The organism is Pseudomonas sichuanensis, assembly GCF_003231305.1.
Taxonomy (GTDB): domain Bacteria; phylum Pseudomonadota; class Gammaproteobacteria; order Pseudomonadales; family Pseudomonadaceae; genus Aquipseudomonas; species Aquipseudomonas sichuanensis.
In genome coordinates this window covers 1-15,955 of the sequence record NZ_QKVM01000058.1, presented here as the reverse complement: position 1 = coordinate 15,955, position 15,955 = coordinate 1, and the positions used below count along the sequence as shown (strand labels likewise).

The window sequence follows — 15,955 nt, the reverse complement described above, 5'->3', positions numbered from 1 at the left end:
AAGCGGGGGCAGGTCCTCTGCTTGAACGGGCGCCGGTCCTGGGCCCTGGGGTTGGAGAAATGCTCCCACACCCGTGCAATCGCCGAAATCACCCGTTTTGGTGAGTGGCGCGTCTTCCCAAAGGGCATGTGCCAGATAGCAAAAGGGCCGCTGAGCGGCCCTTGGTTTGTTAGTGAGTGAACGCCTTCAAGCTGCCCTTGCGGCTGGCCTCATAGGCTTCGCGCTCCATGGGTTGGGCCTGGGGGTTGCCCAGGTCTTCCATGGCCAGGCGGTGCGTCTCCGGCGCGAGGTACGCGGCAAAGGCGCACACGCAGGTGATGAAGAACGCCAGGCCTCCGACCACCATTGGGATGTTGTCCGAACCCGGTGGCGCCACCATGGCGAACAGGGCCGGCAGCATGGCGGTGAGCATGGTGCCGATGTTCTGCGCGATGGCCATGGCCGACACCCGGTAGCGGGTCTGGAACAGCTCTGGGTAGAAGCTTGGGAACACCGCGTTGTAGCCCTGGTAGACCATGCCCCACATGACGATCGAGGCGACGAACGCCAGCGGCACGTTCTGGATGCTGATCGCGTACAGGTAGACGAAGGCCAGCAGGCCCGAGCCCAGGCAACCGGCGATCATGGTCGGGCGGCGGCCGATCTTGTCGGAAAGGTTGCCGACGAAGGGGATCACCAGCACCGCGACGATGTTGCCCACCACCGGGATCCACAGGTACACGCTCTTGTCGAAGCCGATGCCGTAGGCCGGCTGCACCGCGTAGGCCGCGCCGAAGATGGTGGCGACCACCGGGATCACGTTCATCAGGGCCATGAACATCACCAGCACCATGTGCTTCCAGCTGTGGCGGAAGGCTTCGCTGATCGGCGACTTGGCCACCTTGTCCTGCTTTTCTTCCTGGACGAAGGCCGGGGTCTCATGCACCTCTTTGCGGATGATGAACCCGGCGATCAGCACCACGGCGCTCATCAGGAACGGAATGCGCCAGCCCCATTCGTTGAACGCTTCGCTGGGCATGAAGTAGGCCAGCGGCAGGAACACCGCCGCCGCCATCACCTGGCCGGCCTGCACGCCCTGCAGGGTAAAGCTTGCGTAGTAGCCGCGGCGGCCGAAGGGGGCGTGCTCCATGATCATCGAGCTGGCCCCGGAGATCTCGCCGGCCACGGCGAAGCCCTGCACCAGGCGCAGCACCACCAGCAGCGCCGGGGCGAGCAGGCCGATGTCGTGGTAGGTGGGCAGCAGGCCCACGGCCATGGTCGACAGGCCCATCAGGAACATGCACAGCAGCAGCACGTTCTTGCGCCCACGGGTATCGCCCCAGTGGCCGAGCACGAAGGCACCCACCGGGCGCGCCAGGTAACCCACGCCATAGGTGGCCAGCGAGGCGATGATGGCCATCTTCGGGTCGGTGTTGGGGAAGAAGATCTGCGGGAAGATCAGCGCCGCGGCCTGGGCATAGATGAAGAAGTCGTAGTACTCGAGGGCAGAGCCGATCCATCCGCTGGCGGTGGCTTTCTTGGCTTGGGAACTTGAGTGGGCCATGTTGTCTCCGTTGTTCTTGTCAGGGGCCGGTGGTCAGCGCGCGCGGGGCACGGCAACGGGGCTATGGGGAGAAGACGAACGAGGCGATGCGGGTCGCAGGGCGAGGAAGCTGAGCATAGGTCGGTACCCGTTTTATTGAACTTATTATGTGGTGACGTTGGGCTGTACAGCGCAGGTTCCGCCGAACGACCGGCGTGGCAGCAAGAAAGGCCGGCGGGCCTGCGACTGGTGATCATGGTTGTTCACGGGGCGGGGTGAATCAATTCGTCGAAACGGGTTTTGTTCGGTAATCGAACAAAAACTAACTGTTTCGTACAAAGTGCATTGCCGGGGCGACTTTACCTGCGAATAATCGATCGTGCCAGCTGATCGCGGGGCAAGCCCGCTCCCACGACTGATGCGGTAACTGTGGGAGCGGGCTTGCCCCGCGATGAGTTCATTGCACACCTCCAATAACAAGGAACACCCGCCATGCAGCGTTCGATCGCCACCGTGTCCCTCAGCGGCACCCTGCCAGAGAAACTCGAAGCCATCGCCGCCGCGGGCTTCGACGGCGTCGAGATCTTCGAAAACGACCTGCTGTATTACGCCGGCAGCCCCCGCGAGATCCGCCAGATGTGCGCCGATCTGGGGCTGGCCATCACCCTGTTTCAGCCGTTTCGCGACTTCGAGGGCTGCCGGCGCGAGCGCCTGCACAAGAACCTCGACCGCGCCGAGCGCAAGTTCGACCTGATGCAGGAGCTGGGCACCGACCTGGTGCTGGTGTGCAGCAACGTGCAGCCCGATGCCCTGGGCGATGAGCAGCTGTTGGTGGACGACCTGCGCCTGCTCGCCGAGCACGCCGGTGACCGTGGCCTGCGCATCGGCTACGAGGCGTTGGCCTGGGGCCGCCACGTCAACACCTACCAGCAGGTGTGGAACCTGGTGCGCCAGGCCGACCACGCGGCGCTGGGGGTGATCCTCGACAGTTTCCACACCCTGTCGCTCAAGGGCGACCCGAGCGCCATCCGCGATATCCCGGGCGATAAGATCTTCTTCGTGCAGATGGCCGATGCGCCGATCCTGGCCATGGACGTGCTGGAGTGGAGCCGGCATTTCCGCTGCTTCCCGGGGCAGGGCGAGATGGACCTGGCCGGTTTCCTCGCGCCGATCCTGGCCACGGGCTACCGCGGGCCGTTGTCGCTGGAGGTGTTCAACGATGGCTTTCGCGCCGCGCCGCCTCGGCAGAATGCCGCCGATGGCCTGCGCTCGCTGCTGTACCTGGAAGAGAAGACTCGCCTGCAGCTGGCGCGCGAGGCTCGGGCCGTCGAGCCGGGCGTGCTGTTTGCGCCGCCTGCCGCCAGCGCCTACGACGGCGTGGAGTTTCTTGAGTTCGCGGTCGACGAGGCGGTCGGCGCGCGCCTGGGCGTGTGGCTCAAGCGCCTGGGCTTCGCCGAGGCCGGCGCACACCGCAGCAAGGCTGTGCGCCTGCTGCGCCAGGGCGATATCAATATCGTGCTCAACGCCGAGCCCTATTCGTTTGCCCACAATTTCTTCGAGGCCCATGGCCCGTCGCTGTGCGCCACCGCATTGCGGGTGAAGGACGGCCAGGCGGCGCTGCACCGTGCCACCGCCTACCGCGGCCAGCCGTTCCGTGGGCTGGTCGGCCCCAACGAGCGGGAAATCCCTGCCGTGCGGGCGCCTGATGGCAGCCTGCTGTACCTGGTCGAGCCCGAAGGCGCAGGCCTGAGCATCTACGACACCGACTTCCGCCTGGAGCAGGGCGCCACCGCCAGTGGCGGCCTGCAGCGCATCGACCATATGGCCTTGGCGCTGCCCGCCGAGGCGCTGGACAGCTGGGTGCTGTTCTACAAGAGCGTGTTCGATTTCACCGCCGACGACGAAGTGGTGCTGCCCGACCCCTACGGCCTGGTCAAGAGCCGCGCGCTGCGCAGCCACTGCGGCACCTTGCGGGTGCCGCTGAACATCTCCGAGAACCGCAATACCGCCATTGCCCATGCGCTGAACAGTTATCGCGGCTCGGGCGTGCACCATATCGCCTTCGACTGCGACGACATCTTCCGCGAAGTGGCACGGGCCAAAGAGGCCGGGGTGCCGTTGCTGGAGATCCCGCTGAACTACTACGACGACCTGGCGGCGCGCTTCGATTTCGACGATGAGTTCTTGAGTGAACTGGCGTACTACAACGTGCTGTACGACCGCGATGCTCAAGGCCGCGAGCTGTTCCACGTGTATACCGAGCCGTTCGAAGGGCGGTTCTTCTTCGAGATCCTCCAGCGCAAGGGGGGCTATGCCGGATACGGCGCGGCCAACGTGGCGGTGCGTCTGGCCGCGATGGCTAAGGCGCGTAGCGGGGCAGGGCGTAAAACGGTGTTGTGAAGCATCGCGGGGCAAGCCCGCTCCCACAGGGCCCGTGCATTCCCCAGGATTGCACAGTACCTGTGGGAGCGGGCTTGCCCCGCGATGAGGCCTGATGGGCCAAACCTGACCACCCGACCAACAGCGCGCTTCCCTGCGCCGCCCGGCTCACGGATAATCCTGCGGATTCCTACAATGAGCCTGTGAGTCGGTATGAGTGATTCGGTAGTCCAGCCAGAAGCCGAAGGGGTGCGCAAAACCCGCAAGAACAACCCGGAGAAGACCCGCGAGAACATTCTCCAGGCCGCCATCACCGAGTTCGTCCAGCAGGGCCTGGCCGGCGCGCGGGTGGACGCCATCGCCGAGCGCACCGCCACCTCCAAGCGCATGATCTACTACTACTTCGGCAGCAAGGAGCAGCTGTACGTCGAGTGCCTGGTCAAGCTCTACGGCGATATCCGCAAGACCGAGCACAGCCTCGACCTCGAATCGCTGGCCCCCGAGCAGGCGATCCAGCGCCTGGTGGAGTTCACCTTCGACCACCATGCCAACAACGTCGATTTCGTGCGCATCGTCTGCACCGAGAACATTCACTACGGCGAGTACGTCAAGCAGTCGCCGGTGATCCGCGAGATGAGCAGCATGGTGCTCGATGCGCTGGGCAAGATCCTCGCCCGTGGCGAGCGCGAAGGCGTGTTCCGCCCGGGGATCGAGGTGATCGACCTGCACATGCTGATGAGTTCGTTCTGCTTCTACCGGGTGTCCAACCGCCACACCTTTGGCGATATCTTCCAGATCGACCTGTCGGACGAGCAGGTCAAGCAGCGCCACAAGCAGGTGATCTGCGAGGCGGTGATGCGTTATATCAAGGCCTGATCGCACAACGCCCATCGCGGGGCAAGTCGCAGCGGCGAACCGCCGCTCCCACGCTGCTGTCTTGCTCGCTTGCGTGGGAGCGGGCTTGCCCCGCGATGGCTCGCTCAGTCAAAACTGGCGAAATGCGCCTGCATGCGCTCGGCATCGGCCGTGCACCCGCTGAACAACTCGAACGCCTTCACCGCCTGGAACACCGCCATGGTGCCGCCATCCAGCGTGCGACAGCCCAAGGCCCGGGCATGGCGCAGCAGTTCGGTCTGCAACGGGAAATAAATGATCTCCGCCACCCACAGCCGGGCATGCAGCAGCGTGGCCGGCAGGGGCATGCCCGGCAGCTTGGTCATGCCCACCGGTGTGGTGTTGACCAGGCCATCGGCCTCGGCCACTGCGCCGGCCAAGTCGCTGCCGAGCACCGCGCGGCCGGCACCGAAGTGCTGGGTAAGGTTGTCCACCAGCGCCTGGCCACGGGCAGCGTCCACCTCGAACAGCACCAACTGCTCAACCCCTTCGGCCAGCAGCGCATGGGCCACCGCCGAGCCCGCACCGCCGGCGCCCAGTTGCACCACCTGACGCCTGGCCACGTCCGGCAGGCCACGCCGCAGGCCTTCGGCGAAGCCCAGGCAGTCGGTGTTGTGGCCGACCCGTTTGCCGTCGCGCAGCACCACGGTGTTCACCGCGCCGATACCCCGCGCCTCGTCCGACAGTTCGTCGAGCAAGGGCAGGATCGCCTGCTTGAACGGGAAGGTGATGTTCAGCCCGGTGAAGCCGGTGCGCTCGGCTGCATCCAGCAGTTGGGGCAGGGCGCTGTCGTCCACGCCCAGCAGGTCGGCGTCGATCAGCCGGTACAGGTAGCGCAGCGCCTGGGCATCGCCTTCGTGCTCGTGCAGCGCCGGGGTGCGCGAGGCCTGGATGCCACGGCCGATCAGGCCGGCGAGGATGCCTGGAGTGCTCATGCCTGCTCCTTGAAGTGCGCGCCGAAGTACGCCAGGGCCATCTTGTAGCCTTGGCTGCCGAGGCCACAGATCACGCCGACGGCGATGCTGGAGACGAACGACAGGTGACGGAACGGTTCGCGCTTGTGCACGTTGGACAGGTGCACTTCGATCACCGGCAGCTCGCTGGCGATCAGTGCGTCGCGGATGGCGACCGAGGTGTGGGTCCAGGCGGCGGGGTTGATCAGGATGCCGTGGCAGCGGCCACGGGCGGCGTGGATCCAGTCGAGCAGTTCGCCTTCGTGGTTGGTCTGGCGAAACTCCAGCTCCAGGCCCAGTTCAGCGGCACTGGTGGCGCATAGGTTGGCCAGGTCAGCGAGGGTTTCGTGGCCGTACTGGGCCGGTTCGCGGGTGCCCAGCAGGTTCAGGTTGGGGCCGTTGAGCACGAGGATTCGAGGTGTCATGGCGGGGGTATCGCTTTGTTGTTTTTGGATGTCGTGAGTTTTGTACTACCCGGTTAGTTTCGTCAAATGGTCGGGCTGGATAATGGGCGATTATCGGACCGAGGGAGGGCCGGGATGGGTTCGCCGGTGTTTTTGCGGCGCCTATGAGATCGAGCGCCGCCCGCGCGGCGCATCGCGGGGCAAGTCGCATCGGCGCACCGCCGCTCCCACATTTGTTTCGGGCCAGTCTCTCCTGTGCCATCACCTGGTCCGCCTTGTTGGTACGACGCGGTTTTGGCGTGGTCGCTAACGCTGCATCACATGACTCAAGACATGCGCCAAGGCGGGCAGCGGTACTTTCACAGGACTCATTGGCCCGAAACAAACTGTGGGAGCGGGCTTGTCCCGCGATGCGCCGCGCGGGCGGCGCTCGATCTTGAGAGCGCTGCAAGGCTGTCGCCCTACACCTGGTGGCCCGCATACGATCCAGGACAGGCGCCCGACGAAATTACAAAATTGTAATCTTCACGCCACCGCCCCGATAACCAGCCCTCCCTACAGTCCCTCGCCAACGCATTCCGCCGCGCGTCGACGAGGACCCAAGCCGTGCCCATCCCCCGCAAGATCGCCTTGCTCTGCCTGTTGCTGGCCGGCCCCGCCAGCGCCCAGAGCCTGAGCCTGGACCAGGCGCTCGCCGCCGCCTTCGCCGAAAACCCCGAGCTCGCCGCCGCCGGCCGCGAAATCGGCATTGCCGAGGGCGAGCGCCGCCAGGCCGGGTTGATCCCCAACCCCGAGCTGTCCTGGGAGGTCGAGGACACCCGCCGCGATACCAGCACCACCACCGTCACCCTGAGCCAACCGCTGGAGCTGGGCGGCAAGCGCGGTGCGCGCATCGACGTGGCCCAGGCCGGCCAGACGGTCGCCCAACTGGAACTGGAGCGCCAGCGCAACGGCCTGCGCGCCGACGTGATCCAGGCCTTCCACGCCGCCCTGCGCGCACAGACCGCGCTGGAGCTGGCGCAGCAGTCCCAGGCCCTGACCGAGCGCGGGCTGCGAGTGGTGCAAGGGCGGGTCAAGGCCGGCCAGTCGTCACCGGTCGAGGCGACCCGCGCCCAGGTGCAGTTGGCCCAGGCCGAGGCGGCGGTGCGCCGTGCCCGTACCCAGCGCAGCGTGGCCTGGCAGTCCCTGGCGCGGCTGACCGGCAGCGCCCAGGCTGGTTTCGACAGCCTCGACGGTAGCAACCTGTCACCCGGCCCGGCACCCCAGGCCGAGCAGTTGCTGGGCAAGGTCGAGCAAACCGCCGACTGGCGCCTGGCCGCGGCGCAGATCGAGCGTGGCGAGGCCAGCCTTGGCTCGGAGAAGGCCAAGCGCATCCCCGACCTGACCGTCAGCGTCGGCAGCCAGTACAGCCGCGAGGACCGTGAGCGGGTCAATGTGGTGGGGCTGTCGATGCCGTTGCCGCTGTTCGACCGCAACCAGGGCAACGTGCTGGCCGCTGCGCGCCGCGCCGATCAGGCCCGCGACCTGCGCAATGCCGTGGAGTTGCGCCTGCGCAGCGATACCCGCAGTGCCCTCGACCAGTGGGCCACGGCCATGGGCGAGGTGCAGGCCTATGACCGCACCATCCTGCCGGCGGCGCAGCAGGCGGTGGACACCGCGACCCGAGGCTTCGAAATGGGCAAGTTCGCGTTTCTCGATGTGCTCGATGCCCAGCGCACCTTGATCGAGGCGCGCGGGTTGTACCTCGAGGCGCTGGCCTCGGCCACCGATGCCCGGGCGCAGGTGGAGCGCATCTACGGCGAACTCTGAGCCGCCGCCCATCGCGGGGCAAGCCCGCTCCCACGAGCCTTGGCTTTGCCCTTGTGGGAGCGGGCTTGCCCCGCGATGGGGCCCGAATTGCAACTGACGATTTCCCCCAGCAGGAGCCTCCATGACCAACCCCCGCAAACTCGCGATCCTCGCCGCTGCCCTGGCCGCCCTCGGCCTCGGCGGCCTGGCCTGGACCGGCACCCTCGGCCAGGCCTCCAGTGCCCAGGCCCAGCACGATGAGCATGGCGAAGAAGACCACGGCCATGCCGAAGCAAAGGACGATGGCCACGGCCATGGCACTTCCGAAGGTGAAGACCACGCCGAAGAAGAGGGCCAACTGCACCTCTCCGCCGAGCAGATCCAGGCCGCCGGTGTGCAACTGGTCACCGCTGGCCCGCAAACCCTGGGCACCGCCATCAGCTTCCCCGGCGAGATCCGTTTCGACGAAGACCGCACCGCCCACGTCGTCCCTCGGGTGCCCGGGGTGGTCGAGTCGGTGCACGCCGACCTCGGCCAGACGGTCAAGCGCGGCCAGGTGCTGGCGGTGATCGCCAGCCAGCAGATTTCCGAACTGCGCAGCGAGCAGCAGGCGGCCCAGCGCCGTCTGGAACTGGCACGCCTGACCTTCGAGCGCGAAAAGCAGCTGTGGCAGGAGCGCATCAGCGCCGAGCAGGACTACCTGCAGGCCCGCCAGGCCCTGCAGGAGGCCGAGATCGCTGCCGCCAACGCCGGGCAGAAGGTCGCCGCCGTGGCGCCGGCCGGCAAGGGCAACCGCTATGAGTTGCGCGCGCCGTTCGATGCGGTGGTGGTGGAGAAGCACCTGACCGTGGGCGAGGTGGTGGACGAGACCAGCAACGCCTTCACCCTGTCTGACCTGAGCCGGGTCTGGGCCACCTTCGCCGTGGCCCCGCGCGACCTGGACAAGGTGGTCAGCGGCCGTGGCGTGACCGTCAGCGCACCGGACCTCGGCGCGCAAGTGGAGGGCAAGGTCAACTACGTCGGCAGCCTGCTGGGCGAGCAGAACCGCGCCGCCACCGTCCGCGCCACCCTGGCCAACCCCAATGGCGCCTGGCGCCCGGGGCTGTTCGTCAACATCGCCGTCACCGTCGAGCGTTTCGACGCGGCCGTGGTGGTGCCCGAAGCGGCCCTGCAAACCTGGGAAGAGCAGACCGTGGTGTTCGCCCGCACCGCGGAAGGTTTCGAGGCACGCCCGGTGAAACCAGGCCGGCGCGATGGCGGCCAGGTGGAGATCCACCAAGGGCTCGCCGCCGGTACCCAGGTGGCTGCCGCCGGCAGCTTCGTCCTCAAGTCCGAGCTGGGCAAAGGCTCGGCCGAACACAGCCACTGACCGGGAACGCCTGACATGTTCGAACGCCTGATCCAGTTCGCCATCGAGCAACGCCTGGTGGTGATGCTCGCCGTGGTGCTGATGGCCGCCGTGGGCATCCACAGCTACCAGAAATTGCCCATCGACGCGGTGCCCGACATCACCAACGTCCAGGTGCAGATCAACACCGCCGCGCCCGGTTATTCACCGCTGGAGACCGAGCAGCGCATCACCTTCGCCATCGAAACCGCCATGGCCGGCCTGCCGGGCCTCAAGCAGACCCGCTCGCTGTCGCGCTCGGGGCTGTCGCAGGTGACGGTGATCTTCGATGATGGCACCGATATCTTCTTCGCCCGCCAGCTGGTCAACGAGCGCCTGCAGGTGGCCCGCGAGCAGTTGCCCGAAGGCATCGAGGCGGCCATGGGGCCGATCTCCACCGGGTTGGGCGAGATCTTCCTGTGGACCGTGGAGGCCAAGGACGGCGCGCTGAAGGACGACGGCACGCCCTATACCGCCACCGACCTGCGGGTGATCCAGGACTGGATCATCAAGCCGCAGTTGCGCAACGTGCCGGGCGTGGCCGAGGTGAACAGCATCGGCGGCCATGCCAAGCAGTACCTGATCGCGCCGGAGCCCAAGCGCCTGGCGGCCTACAAGCTCACCCTCAACGACCTGATCGCGGCACTGGAGCGCAACAACGCCAACGTCGGCGCCGGCTACATCGAGCGCAACGGCGAACAGCTGCTGATCCGTGCGCCAGGCCAGGTGGCTTCGGCCGCGGACATCGCCAACATCGTCATTTCCAGTGTCGATGGCACGCCGATCCGCGTCAGCCATGTGGCCGAGGTGGGCCTGGGCCAGGAGCTGCGCTCGGGCGCGGCCACCGAGAACGGCCGTGAGGTGGTATTGGGCACGGTGTTCATGCTGATCGGCGAGAACAGCCGCACAGTGTCCCAGGCCGTGGCGGCCAAACTGGAGGAGGTCAACCGCAGCCTGCCCAAGGGCGTGGTGGCGGTCACCGTGTACGACCGCACCAACCTGGTGGAAAAAGCCATCGCCACGGTGAAGAAGAACCTGATCGAAGGCGCGATCCTGGTGATCGCCGTGCTGTTCCTGTTCCTGGGCAACATCCGCGCGGCGCTGATCACCGCCATGGTGATTCCGTTGTCGATGCTGTTCACCTTTACCGGCATGTTCAGCAACAAGGTCAGCGCCAACCTGATGAGCCTCGGTGCCCTGGACTTCGGCATCATCGTCGACGGTGCGGTGGTGATCGTCGAGAACGCCATTCGCCGCCTGGCCCACGCCCAGCAGCGCCATGGCCGCATCCTGACCCGTGCCGAGCGCTTCCATGAAGTGTTCGCCGCCGCTCGCGAGGCGCGCCGGCCGCTGATCTACGGGCAGCTGATCATCATGGTGGTGTACCTGCCGATCTTTGCCCTGACCGGGGTCGAGGGCAAGATGTTCCATCCCATGGCCTTCACCGTGGTGCTGGCGCTGCTGGGGGCGATGATTCTCTCGGTGACCTTCGTGCCGGCGGCCATCGCGCTGTTCGTCACCGGCAAGGTCAAGGAAGAGGAGGGCGTGGTGATGCGCGCCGCGCGCCGCCGTTACGCCCCGGTGCTGGGCTGGGTGCTGGGCCGGCGCAACCTGGCCTTCGCCGGCGCCGCTACGCTGGTGCTGCTGTCGGGCGTGCTGGCCAACCGCATGGGCAGCGAGTTCATCCCCAGCCTCAGCGAGGGCGACTTTGCCCTGCAGGCCTTGCGTGTGCCGGGTACCAGCCTGTCGCAGTCGGTGGACATGCAGCAGCGCCTGGAAAAAACCATCATCGAGCGGGTACCGGAAGTGGAGCGGGTGTTCGCCCGTACCGGTACGGCGGAAATCGCCTCCGACCCGATGCCGCCGAACATCTCCGATGCCTATGTGATGCTCAAGCCGCGCGAGCAATGGCAAGACCCGGGCAAACCGCGGGATGAGCTGATCGCCGAAGTGCAACGTGCTGCAGCCAGCGTGCCGGGCAGCAACTACGAGCTGTCGCAGCCGATCCAGTTGCGCTTCAACGAGCTGATCTCCGGGGTGCGCAGCGATGTCGCGGTGAAGGTGTTCGGCGATGACATGGAGGTGCTCAACCGCACCGCCGCGCAGATCGCCGCCGGCCTGCAGCAGGTGCCGGGGGCCTCGGAAGTGAAGGTCGAGCAGACCACCGGCCTGCCGGTGCTGACCATCGACATCGACCGCGACAAGGCCGCACGTTACGGCCTGAACGTGGGTGACGTGCAGGACGCCATCGCCATCGCCGTGGGCGGGCGCAGCGCCGGCACCCTGTACGAGGGCGACCGCCGCTTCGACATGGTGGTGCGGCTGCCCGAAGCCCTGCGCACCGATGTGGACGGGCTGTCCAGCCTGTTGATCCCAGTGCCCGCCAGTGCCGCCAGCGGCGCCACGCAGATTGGCTTCATCCCGTTGTCCCAGGTAGCCACATTGAATCTGCAACTGGGCCCCAACCAGATCAGCCGCGAGGATGGCAAGCGGGTGGTGGTGGTCAGCGCCAACGTGCGCGGGCGTGACCTCGGCTCGTTCGTCGAAGAGGCGTCGCAGGCGCTGATCGACAAGGTGCAGATCCCGCCGGGCTACTGGACCCGCTGGGGTGGCCAGTTCGAGCAGTTGCAGTCGGCCGCCGAGCGCCTGCGGGTGGTGGTACCGGTGTCCTTGCTGCTGGTGATGGCGCTGCTGCTGATGATGTTCAACAACCTCAAGGACGGCCTGCTGGTGTTCACCGGTATTCCGTTCGCCCTGACCGGGGGCGTGCTGGCCCTGTGGTTGCGGGATATTCCGCTGTCGATCTCGGCGGGGGTGGGGTTCATCGCGCTGTCGGGGGTGGCAGTGCTCAACGGCCTGGTGATGATTGCCTTCATCCGCAACCTGCGCGAAGAGGGCCGCGGGCTGCGCGCGGCGGTCGAGGAGGGCGCGCTGACCCGCCTACGCCCGGTGCTGATGACCGCATTGGTGGCGTCGCTGGGGTTCATCCCCATGGCCCTGGCCACCGGCACCGGCGCCGAGGTGCAACGGCCGCTGGCGACCGTGGTGATTGGCGGCATCCTGTCGTCCACCGCGCTGACTTTGCTGGTGCTGCCGGCGTTGTATCAATGGGCGCATCGGCGCGATGAGGAGGTGGTGCCACCAGCGGTGCAGTAACCGTGGCCGGGGCACTCGCCATTGCGTCTGGCAACGCGCATGATGCCCCCATGACCCGCCTTTCCTCCCTCCACGCCGTCCGCCGCGCCCTGCGCCCGGGCGGCGTGCACCTGCTCTGGCTGCGCTACCAGCCGCCCTATCACTGGCCCTCGACCCAGGCCTTCCTGGCTGCGCGCTGCATCCCCGGTATCGAAACCTTCGCCGATGGCGTGTACCGGCGCAGCTTTGTGCATGCCGGCCGGCAGGGCGTGCTGGAAGCGACCCCAGTAGCAGGCCCCTGGCTGCAGGTGCGCCTGCATGCAGTAGCGCCGGCGCTGTTGCCGGGGCTGATCGCACGCCTGCGCCGGGTATATGACCTGGATGCGCGCCCTGCACAGATTGCCGCCGGGCTGGCCGGCGACGCGCTCATGGCGCGGTTGCTCGCCGCGCGCCCGGGTTTGCGTGTACCCCAGGGCTGGGACGCGTTCGAACAGGCCATGCGCACGGTGCTCGGCCAGCAGATCAGCGTGGCCGGGGCGATGACCCTGGCGGGGCGCCTGGTGGCGCGGCATGGGGCATTGCTGCAGGTGGAGGCGGCTGTATTGAGCCATGTATTCCCATCGGCCACGGCAGTGGCAGTGGCTGAACTCGAAGGGCTGGGGATGCCACGGGCGCGGGCGGCAACCCTCGGCACCCTGGCCAGGGCGCTGCTTGAGCAGCCGAACCTGCTGCACCCAGGGCAAACCCTGGACGCGGTGCTCGCACGTTTGTGCAGCTTGAAGGGCATCGGCCCGTGGAGTGCCCAGTACCTGGCCCTGCGCCAGGTGGGGGCCAGGGATGCCTTGCCGTTGGGCGATGTGGCGCTGGTCAAGGCCCTGCGCCTGCTGGAGGGGCCGCAGGTGCTGCTGGCCGAGCGGGCCTTGGCCTGGCGGCCATGGCGCGCTTATGCAGCGCAGCACCTGTGGGCGTCGTTGGCGCTCACTGGCCCGACTGGCGCCAGCTGACTTCGCTGATGCCGTAGCGCTCGGCCATGGGCCGGCTGACCTTGCGGATTTTCTCGCGGTCGTAGCGTCCTATACGGCCCACACCGGCATCGCAACTGGCCCAGTGCCAGGCTTCGGCGTTGTCCATCCGCTCGGCGCGGATGATGAACGTCTTGTGCTGGCCGTGCAGTGCGTAGTCGATCACGTAGAGTTTGGCGTCGATCATCGGGGTTCCTTTGGTCAAGCGGGTCCATGCCTGAAAGTGGGAGCCGCTTCTGGCCGAAAAAGTTTTACCCGGTGCGGGTGATCGGGGACGAACGGTCATGTGCCTGCCATCTGTCGCCAAGTTGACGTCACTGATCGAACCCTGACTGCAGGGTCGCTTTCTTCCACTAAGGTGCTAGAGGATCTTGCGCGTCGTCATTGCCCGGGCGAATGGACCAACCCCAGGGCATGGGCAATATCAATTGGCACTACGCCGGTTTACGGCGTAACCACACACAACAGGCCATCCAGCATAGAGAGGGTCGTACCATGTCGTTGATAGGCGTTTCGATGCTTGAGATGCGGCAGATGATCGAACAGGGCTGCCTGCCCGATCACTGCGAGGTGAGCTGCCCGGACGGCGAACACCTCACCATCCGCCTGAGCCAGGGCGACAACCTGGCAGAGTGCTTCACCACCGAAGTGTCGGTGGCCAGCCTCAACAGTTGCCGTGACCTGGTGGCGCTGGTAGCGCAGCTCAAGCAGCACCACCACGCGCAAGCGCAGCCGCTCAAGGCCATCGCCTGAGCGCACGGTGCCCGGTCAGCCGAGGCTGGCCGGGCGCACGTATTCGGGCATAAGGCCGTTGAACCAAAACAGGATCATCGCCACCAGGATGGTCACCAGCAGCAACAGACCCACCCCCCATACACAGGTCGCGAACAGCATGGCCTGCTCTTTGCGCAGGCGCAAAAACGTCTGCAAACCGCCATACAGCAGCACGCTGGCGTAAGCGCTGGCTGCCAGCAGCGCCAGTAACGCCAGCCAGCGCATCGGCAGCAGGCCGACCACCCCGGCGACGAACCAGGGTGTAGCGCAATAGGCGGCGAAGCCGATGCACTGGTTGAGGTTGGGCTGCACATCGAAACCGCGCGACATCCAGCGGATCATCACCCCCATCAGCATCACCCCGCCTACCGTGGTGGCGTACAGCAGCCCGGCCAGTTGGGCGGCGCTGACCAGGCTCAGGCGCACACGGTCCTCACCTGCCAGGCTCCAACCGTAGGTGGTGGTACCGACCAACAGGCACAAGGCGGGGATCAGCGCGAGCAGCAGCAGGCGCGGCAGGTATTGCTGGGGATGGTCTTCCTCGGCGCGGCGGATTTCGATCCAGGCGTCGGCTGGGTGGGTGAAGAGCTTGAGTAGCGGGCTGTTCATGGCGTTTTCCTCCAGGGGCGGGCGCAATAGCGCGCATCCTCTTTCAATGGAGGCGTCGGGATCGCGGCGGGTTCAGCTGAGTTCGCCGCCGTTGATCGCCTTATTGCAGTTCGAGCAGCAGGTTCAGGCCACCGTCACCGCACTTCCCCTGCTCGCGGACCACGCCGTGGTAGCTGCGGCCATCCCAGGTAAACGCCACGCTGTGGGCGCGTTCGACCTTGTCCGGCAGCGGCGGGCAGATGTGCAGGCGCAGCGCAGGGCGGCCTTGCAGGGTGAGGGCGGCGAGTTGTGCCTGGCATTCGACGCTCGACGCCACCGGGCCGAACAGGGTGTCGCGGACGTAATCCAGTTGCAGGCAGGCATTGGGAGCGCGGCAGGGCATCTTCATGGCGCTGCGGGGGAGCAAGTGAGCATGGCAGGGCTCCTGGCGAAAGATGGCATAGGCATCAAACGTTGGAGGCCAGAAAGGGGGTGATGTTCAAACCGATCCGAGGGAAATTTTGCCGTTGTTGATGGCCCTGTAGGAGCGGCCTTGCCGGGGTGCCGGACCGGTCGGAAAGGGCTGCGCAGCAGCCCCCGACATTTACCAAAACCCGAAGCCATTTCGGTGGCACAAGAAGGCCGAGAACATCCTTGCCTCAGTCGCTCGCGCGGCACGAGCGCTGAGCAAATGATTTTAAGTGGTATTCCTGAAACACCACACTAGGATCGCTTCGGTATCGTCTCTCTCTCGGCGACTCGGCAGATCTGGCGTCAGGTTCAACTGCGCAAGAAGTTGCGCACTTCGAATGTCAAAAAGTGCCCTGTAAAGCGCTGCAGCCCTTGCGGTGCGGGATCTTCAGCCATGTGCGCAACTTTTTGCCAGCACTGCGCAAGAAGTTGCGCAACTTTTGAATGGTGATCGCTTAAAAGCCCATCCAAACGAATGCTGAACTTGCTTAATGTATTGATTTTTAAGAATAGAAATTATCTGGCACAGCTTTTGTAAGGATGCCAGTCCCCCAGTTGGCAACTTTCTGCCAGTGGGCGACTTTCTCAACGCATGGAGAGCAACACGCATGGCAACTCCCGCCTACATGTCCGTCACC

At 66.1% G+C, this 15,955-nt stretch carries 13 protein-coding genes; 7 read left to right on the top strand and 6 right to left on the bottom strand.

What is annotated here, in order from left to right; all coding sequences use genetic code 11:
* Window positions 1-169 precede the first annotated feature (169 nt).
* Complete coding sequence (locus tag DM373_RS24065; protein ID WP_110995943.1) at window positions 170-1,543, bottom strand: MFS transporter; 1,374 nt, start codon at window positions 1,541-1,543, stop codon at window positions 170-172.
* A gap of 471 nt (window positions 1,544-2,014) precedes the next feature.
* Here DM373_RS24065 and quiC point away from each other — a divergent pair, with 471 nt between their 5' ends.
* Complete coding sequence (gene quiC / locus DM373_RS24060; protein ID WP_110995942.1) at window positions 2,015-3,922, top strand: 3-dehydroshikimate dehydratase QuiC; 1,908 nt, start codon at window positions 2,015-2,017, stop codon at window positions 3,920-3,922.
* Between the two features lie 192 nt (window positions 3,923-4,114).
* Window positions 4,115-4,777 (top strand): TetR/AcrR family transcriptional regulator, encoded by a 663-nt coding sequence (locus DM373_RS24055; protein WP_110995941.1) that lies wholly within the window; start codon window positions 4,115-4,117, stop codon window positions 4,775-4,777.
* Window positions 4,778-4,881: 104 nt separating this feature from the next.
* Here the strand turns inward: DM373_RS24055 and DM373_RS24050 are convergent, their stop codons facing one another.
* On the bottom strand, window positions 4,882-5,730 hold the full coding sequence (locus tag DM373_RS24050; protein WP_110995940.1) for a shikimate dehydrogenase: 849 nt from the start codon (window positions 5,728-5,730) through the stop codon (window positions 4,882-4,884).
* Window positions 5,727-6,173, bottom strand: a complete 447-nt coding sequence (gene aroQ / locus DM373_RS24045; protein ID WP_110995939.1) for a type II 3-dehydroquinate dehydratase — start codon at window positions 6,171-6,173, stop codon at window positions 5,727-5,729. The genes DM373_RS24050 and aroQ overlap by 4 nt, the downstream gene beginning before the upstream one ends.
* Before the next feature lie 585 nt (window positions 6,174-6,758).
* Here aroQ and DM373_RS24040 point away from each other — a divergent pair.
* From DM373_RS24040 to DM373_RS24025, 4 genes are all read left to right on the top strand, one after another.
* Entirely contained in the window at window positions 6,759-7,961 is a 1,203-nt protein-coding gene (locus tag DM373_RS24040; RefSeq protein WP_110995938.1) for a TolC family protein, read from the top strand.
* Window positions 7,962-8,082: 121 nt separating this feature from the next.
* Complete coding sequence (locus tag DM373_RS24035) at window positions 8,083-9,309, top strand: efflux RND transporter periplasmic adaptor subunit (protein WP_110995937.1); 1,227 nt, start codon at window positions 8,083-8,085, stop codon at window positions 9,307-9,309.
* 15 nt (window positions 9,310-9,324) lie between these two features.
* Entirely contained in the window at window positions 9,325-12,483 is a 3,159-nt protein-coding gene (locus DM373_RS24030) for an efflux RND transporter permease subunit (protein WP_110995936.1), read from the top strand.
* Window positions 12,484-12,533: 50 nt separating this feature from the next.
* Window positions 12,534-13,466, top strand: coding sequence for a DNA-3-methyladenine glycosylase family protein (locus tag DM373_RS24025; protein WP_110995935.1), 933 nt, complete (start codon window positions 12,534-12,536; stop codon window positions 13,464-13,466).
* On the opposite strand, the gene DM373_RS24020 is transcribed toward DM373_RS24025, so the two are convergent.
* The gene (locus tag DM373_RS24020) at window positions 13,441-13,671 is read right to left on the bottom strand and encodes a DUF6555 family protein (protein WP_110995934.1); all 231 of its coding nucleotides are present in this window, start codon (window positions 13,669-13,671) and stop codon (window positions 13,441-13,443) included. The two genes, DM373_RS24025 and DM373_RS24020, sit on opposite strands and share 26 nt — an antisense overlap.
* Before the next feature lie 308 nt (window positions 13,672-13,979).
* On the opposite strand from DM373_RS24020, the gene DM373_RS24015 reads away from it, so the two are divergent.
* Window positions 13,980-14,237, top strand: coding sequence for a DUF1652 domain-containing protein (locus DM373_RS24015; protein WP_110995933.1), 258 nt, complete (start codon window positions 13,980-13,982; stop codon window positions 14,235-14,237).
* Window positions 14,238-14,252: 15 nt separating this feature from the next.
* Here DM373_RS24015 and DM373_RS24010 read toward each other — a convergent pair whose 3' ends face one another.
* Together DM373_RS24010 and DM373_RS24005 are read right to left on the bottom strand one after the other, a co-directional pair.
* Window positions 14,253-14,867: a Yip1 family protein gene (locus DM373_RS24010; protein WP_110995932.1), complete on the bottom strand. Its 615-nt coding sequence runs from the start codon at window positions 14,865-14,867 to the stop codon at window positions 14,253-14,255.
* A 100-nt stretch (window positions 14,868-14,967) separates the two neighbouring features.
* Complete coding sequence (locus DM373_RS24005; protein WP_110995931.1) at window positions 14,968-15,255, bottom strand: hypothetical protein; 288 nt, start codon at window positions 15,253-15,255, stop codon at window positions 14,968-14,970.
* Between the last annotated feature and the right edge of the window lie 700 nt (window positions 15,256-15,955).

Coding starts and splice junctions, on each gene's coding strand:
- DM373_RS24065 (WP_110995943.1), bottom strand. CDS start 1,543: ATGGCCCACTCAAGTTCCCAAGCCAAGAAAGCCACCGCCAGCGGATGG.
- quiC (WP_110995942.1), top strand. CDS start 2,015: ATGCAGCGTTCGATCGCCACCGTGTCCCTCAGCGGCACCCTGCCAGAG.
- DM373_RS24055 (WP_110995941.1), top strand. CDS start 4,115: ATGAGTGATTCGGTAGTCCAGCCAGAAGCCGAAGGGGTGCGCAAAACC.
- DM373_RS24050 (WP_110995940.1), bottom strand. CDS start 5,730: ATGAGCACTCCAGGCATCCTCGCCGGCCTGATCGGCCGTGGCATCCAG.
- aroQ (WP_110995939.1), bottom strand. CDS start 6,173: ATGACACCTCGAATCCTCGTGCTCAACGGCCCCAACCTGAACCTGCTG.
- DM373_RS24035 (WP_110995937.1), top strand. CDS start 8,083: ATGACCAACCCCCGCAAACTCGCGATCCTCGCCGCTGCCCTGGCCGCC.
- DM373_RS24030 (WP_110995936.1), top strand. CDS start 9,325: ATGTTCGAACGCCTGATCCAGTTCGCCATCGAGCAACGCCTGGTGGTG.
- DM373_RS24025 (WP_110995935.1), top strand. CDS start 12,534: ATGACCCGCCTTTCCTCCCTCCACGCCGTCCGCCGCGCCCTGCGCCCG.
- DM373_RS24020 (WP_110995934.1), bottom strand. CDS start 13,671: ATGATCGACGCCAAACTCTACGTGATCGACTACGCACTGCACGGCCAG.
- DM373_RS24015 (WP_110995933.1), top strand. CDS start 13,980: ATGTCGTTGATAGGCGTTTCGATGCTTGAGATGCGGCAGATGATCGAA.
- DM373_RS24010 (WP_110995932.1), bottom strand. CDS start 14,867: ATGAACAGCCCGCTACTCAAGCTCTTCACCCACCCAGCCGACGCCTGG.
- DM373_RS24005 (WP_110995931.1), bottom strand. CDS start 15,255: ATGAAGATGCCCTGCCGCGCTCCCAATGCCTGCCTGCAACTGGATTAC.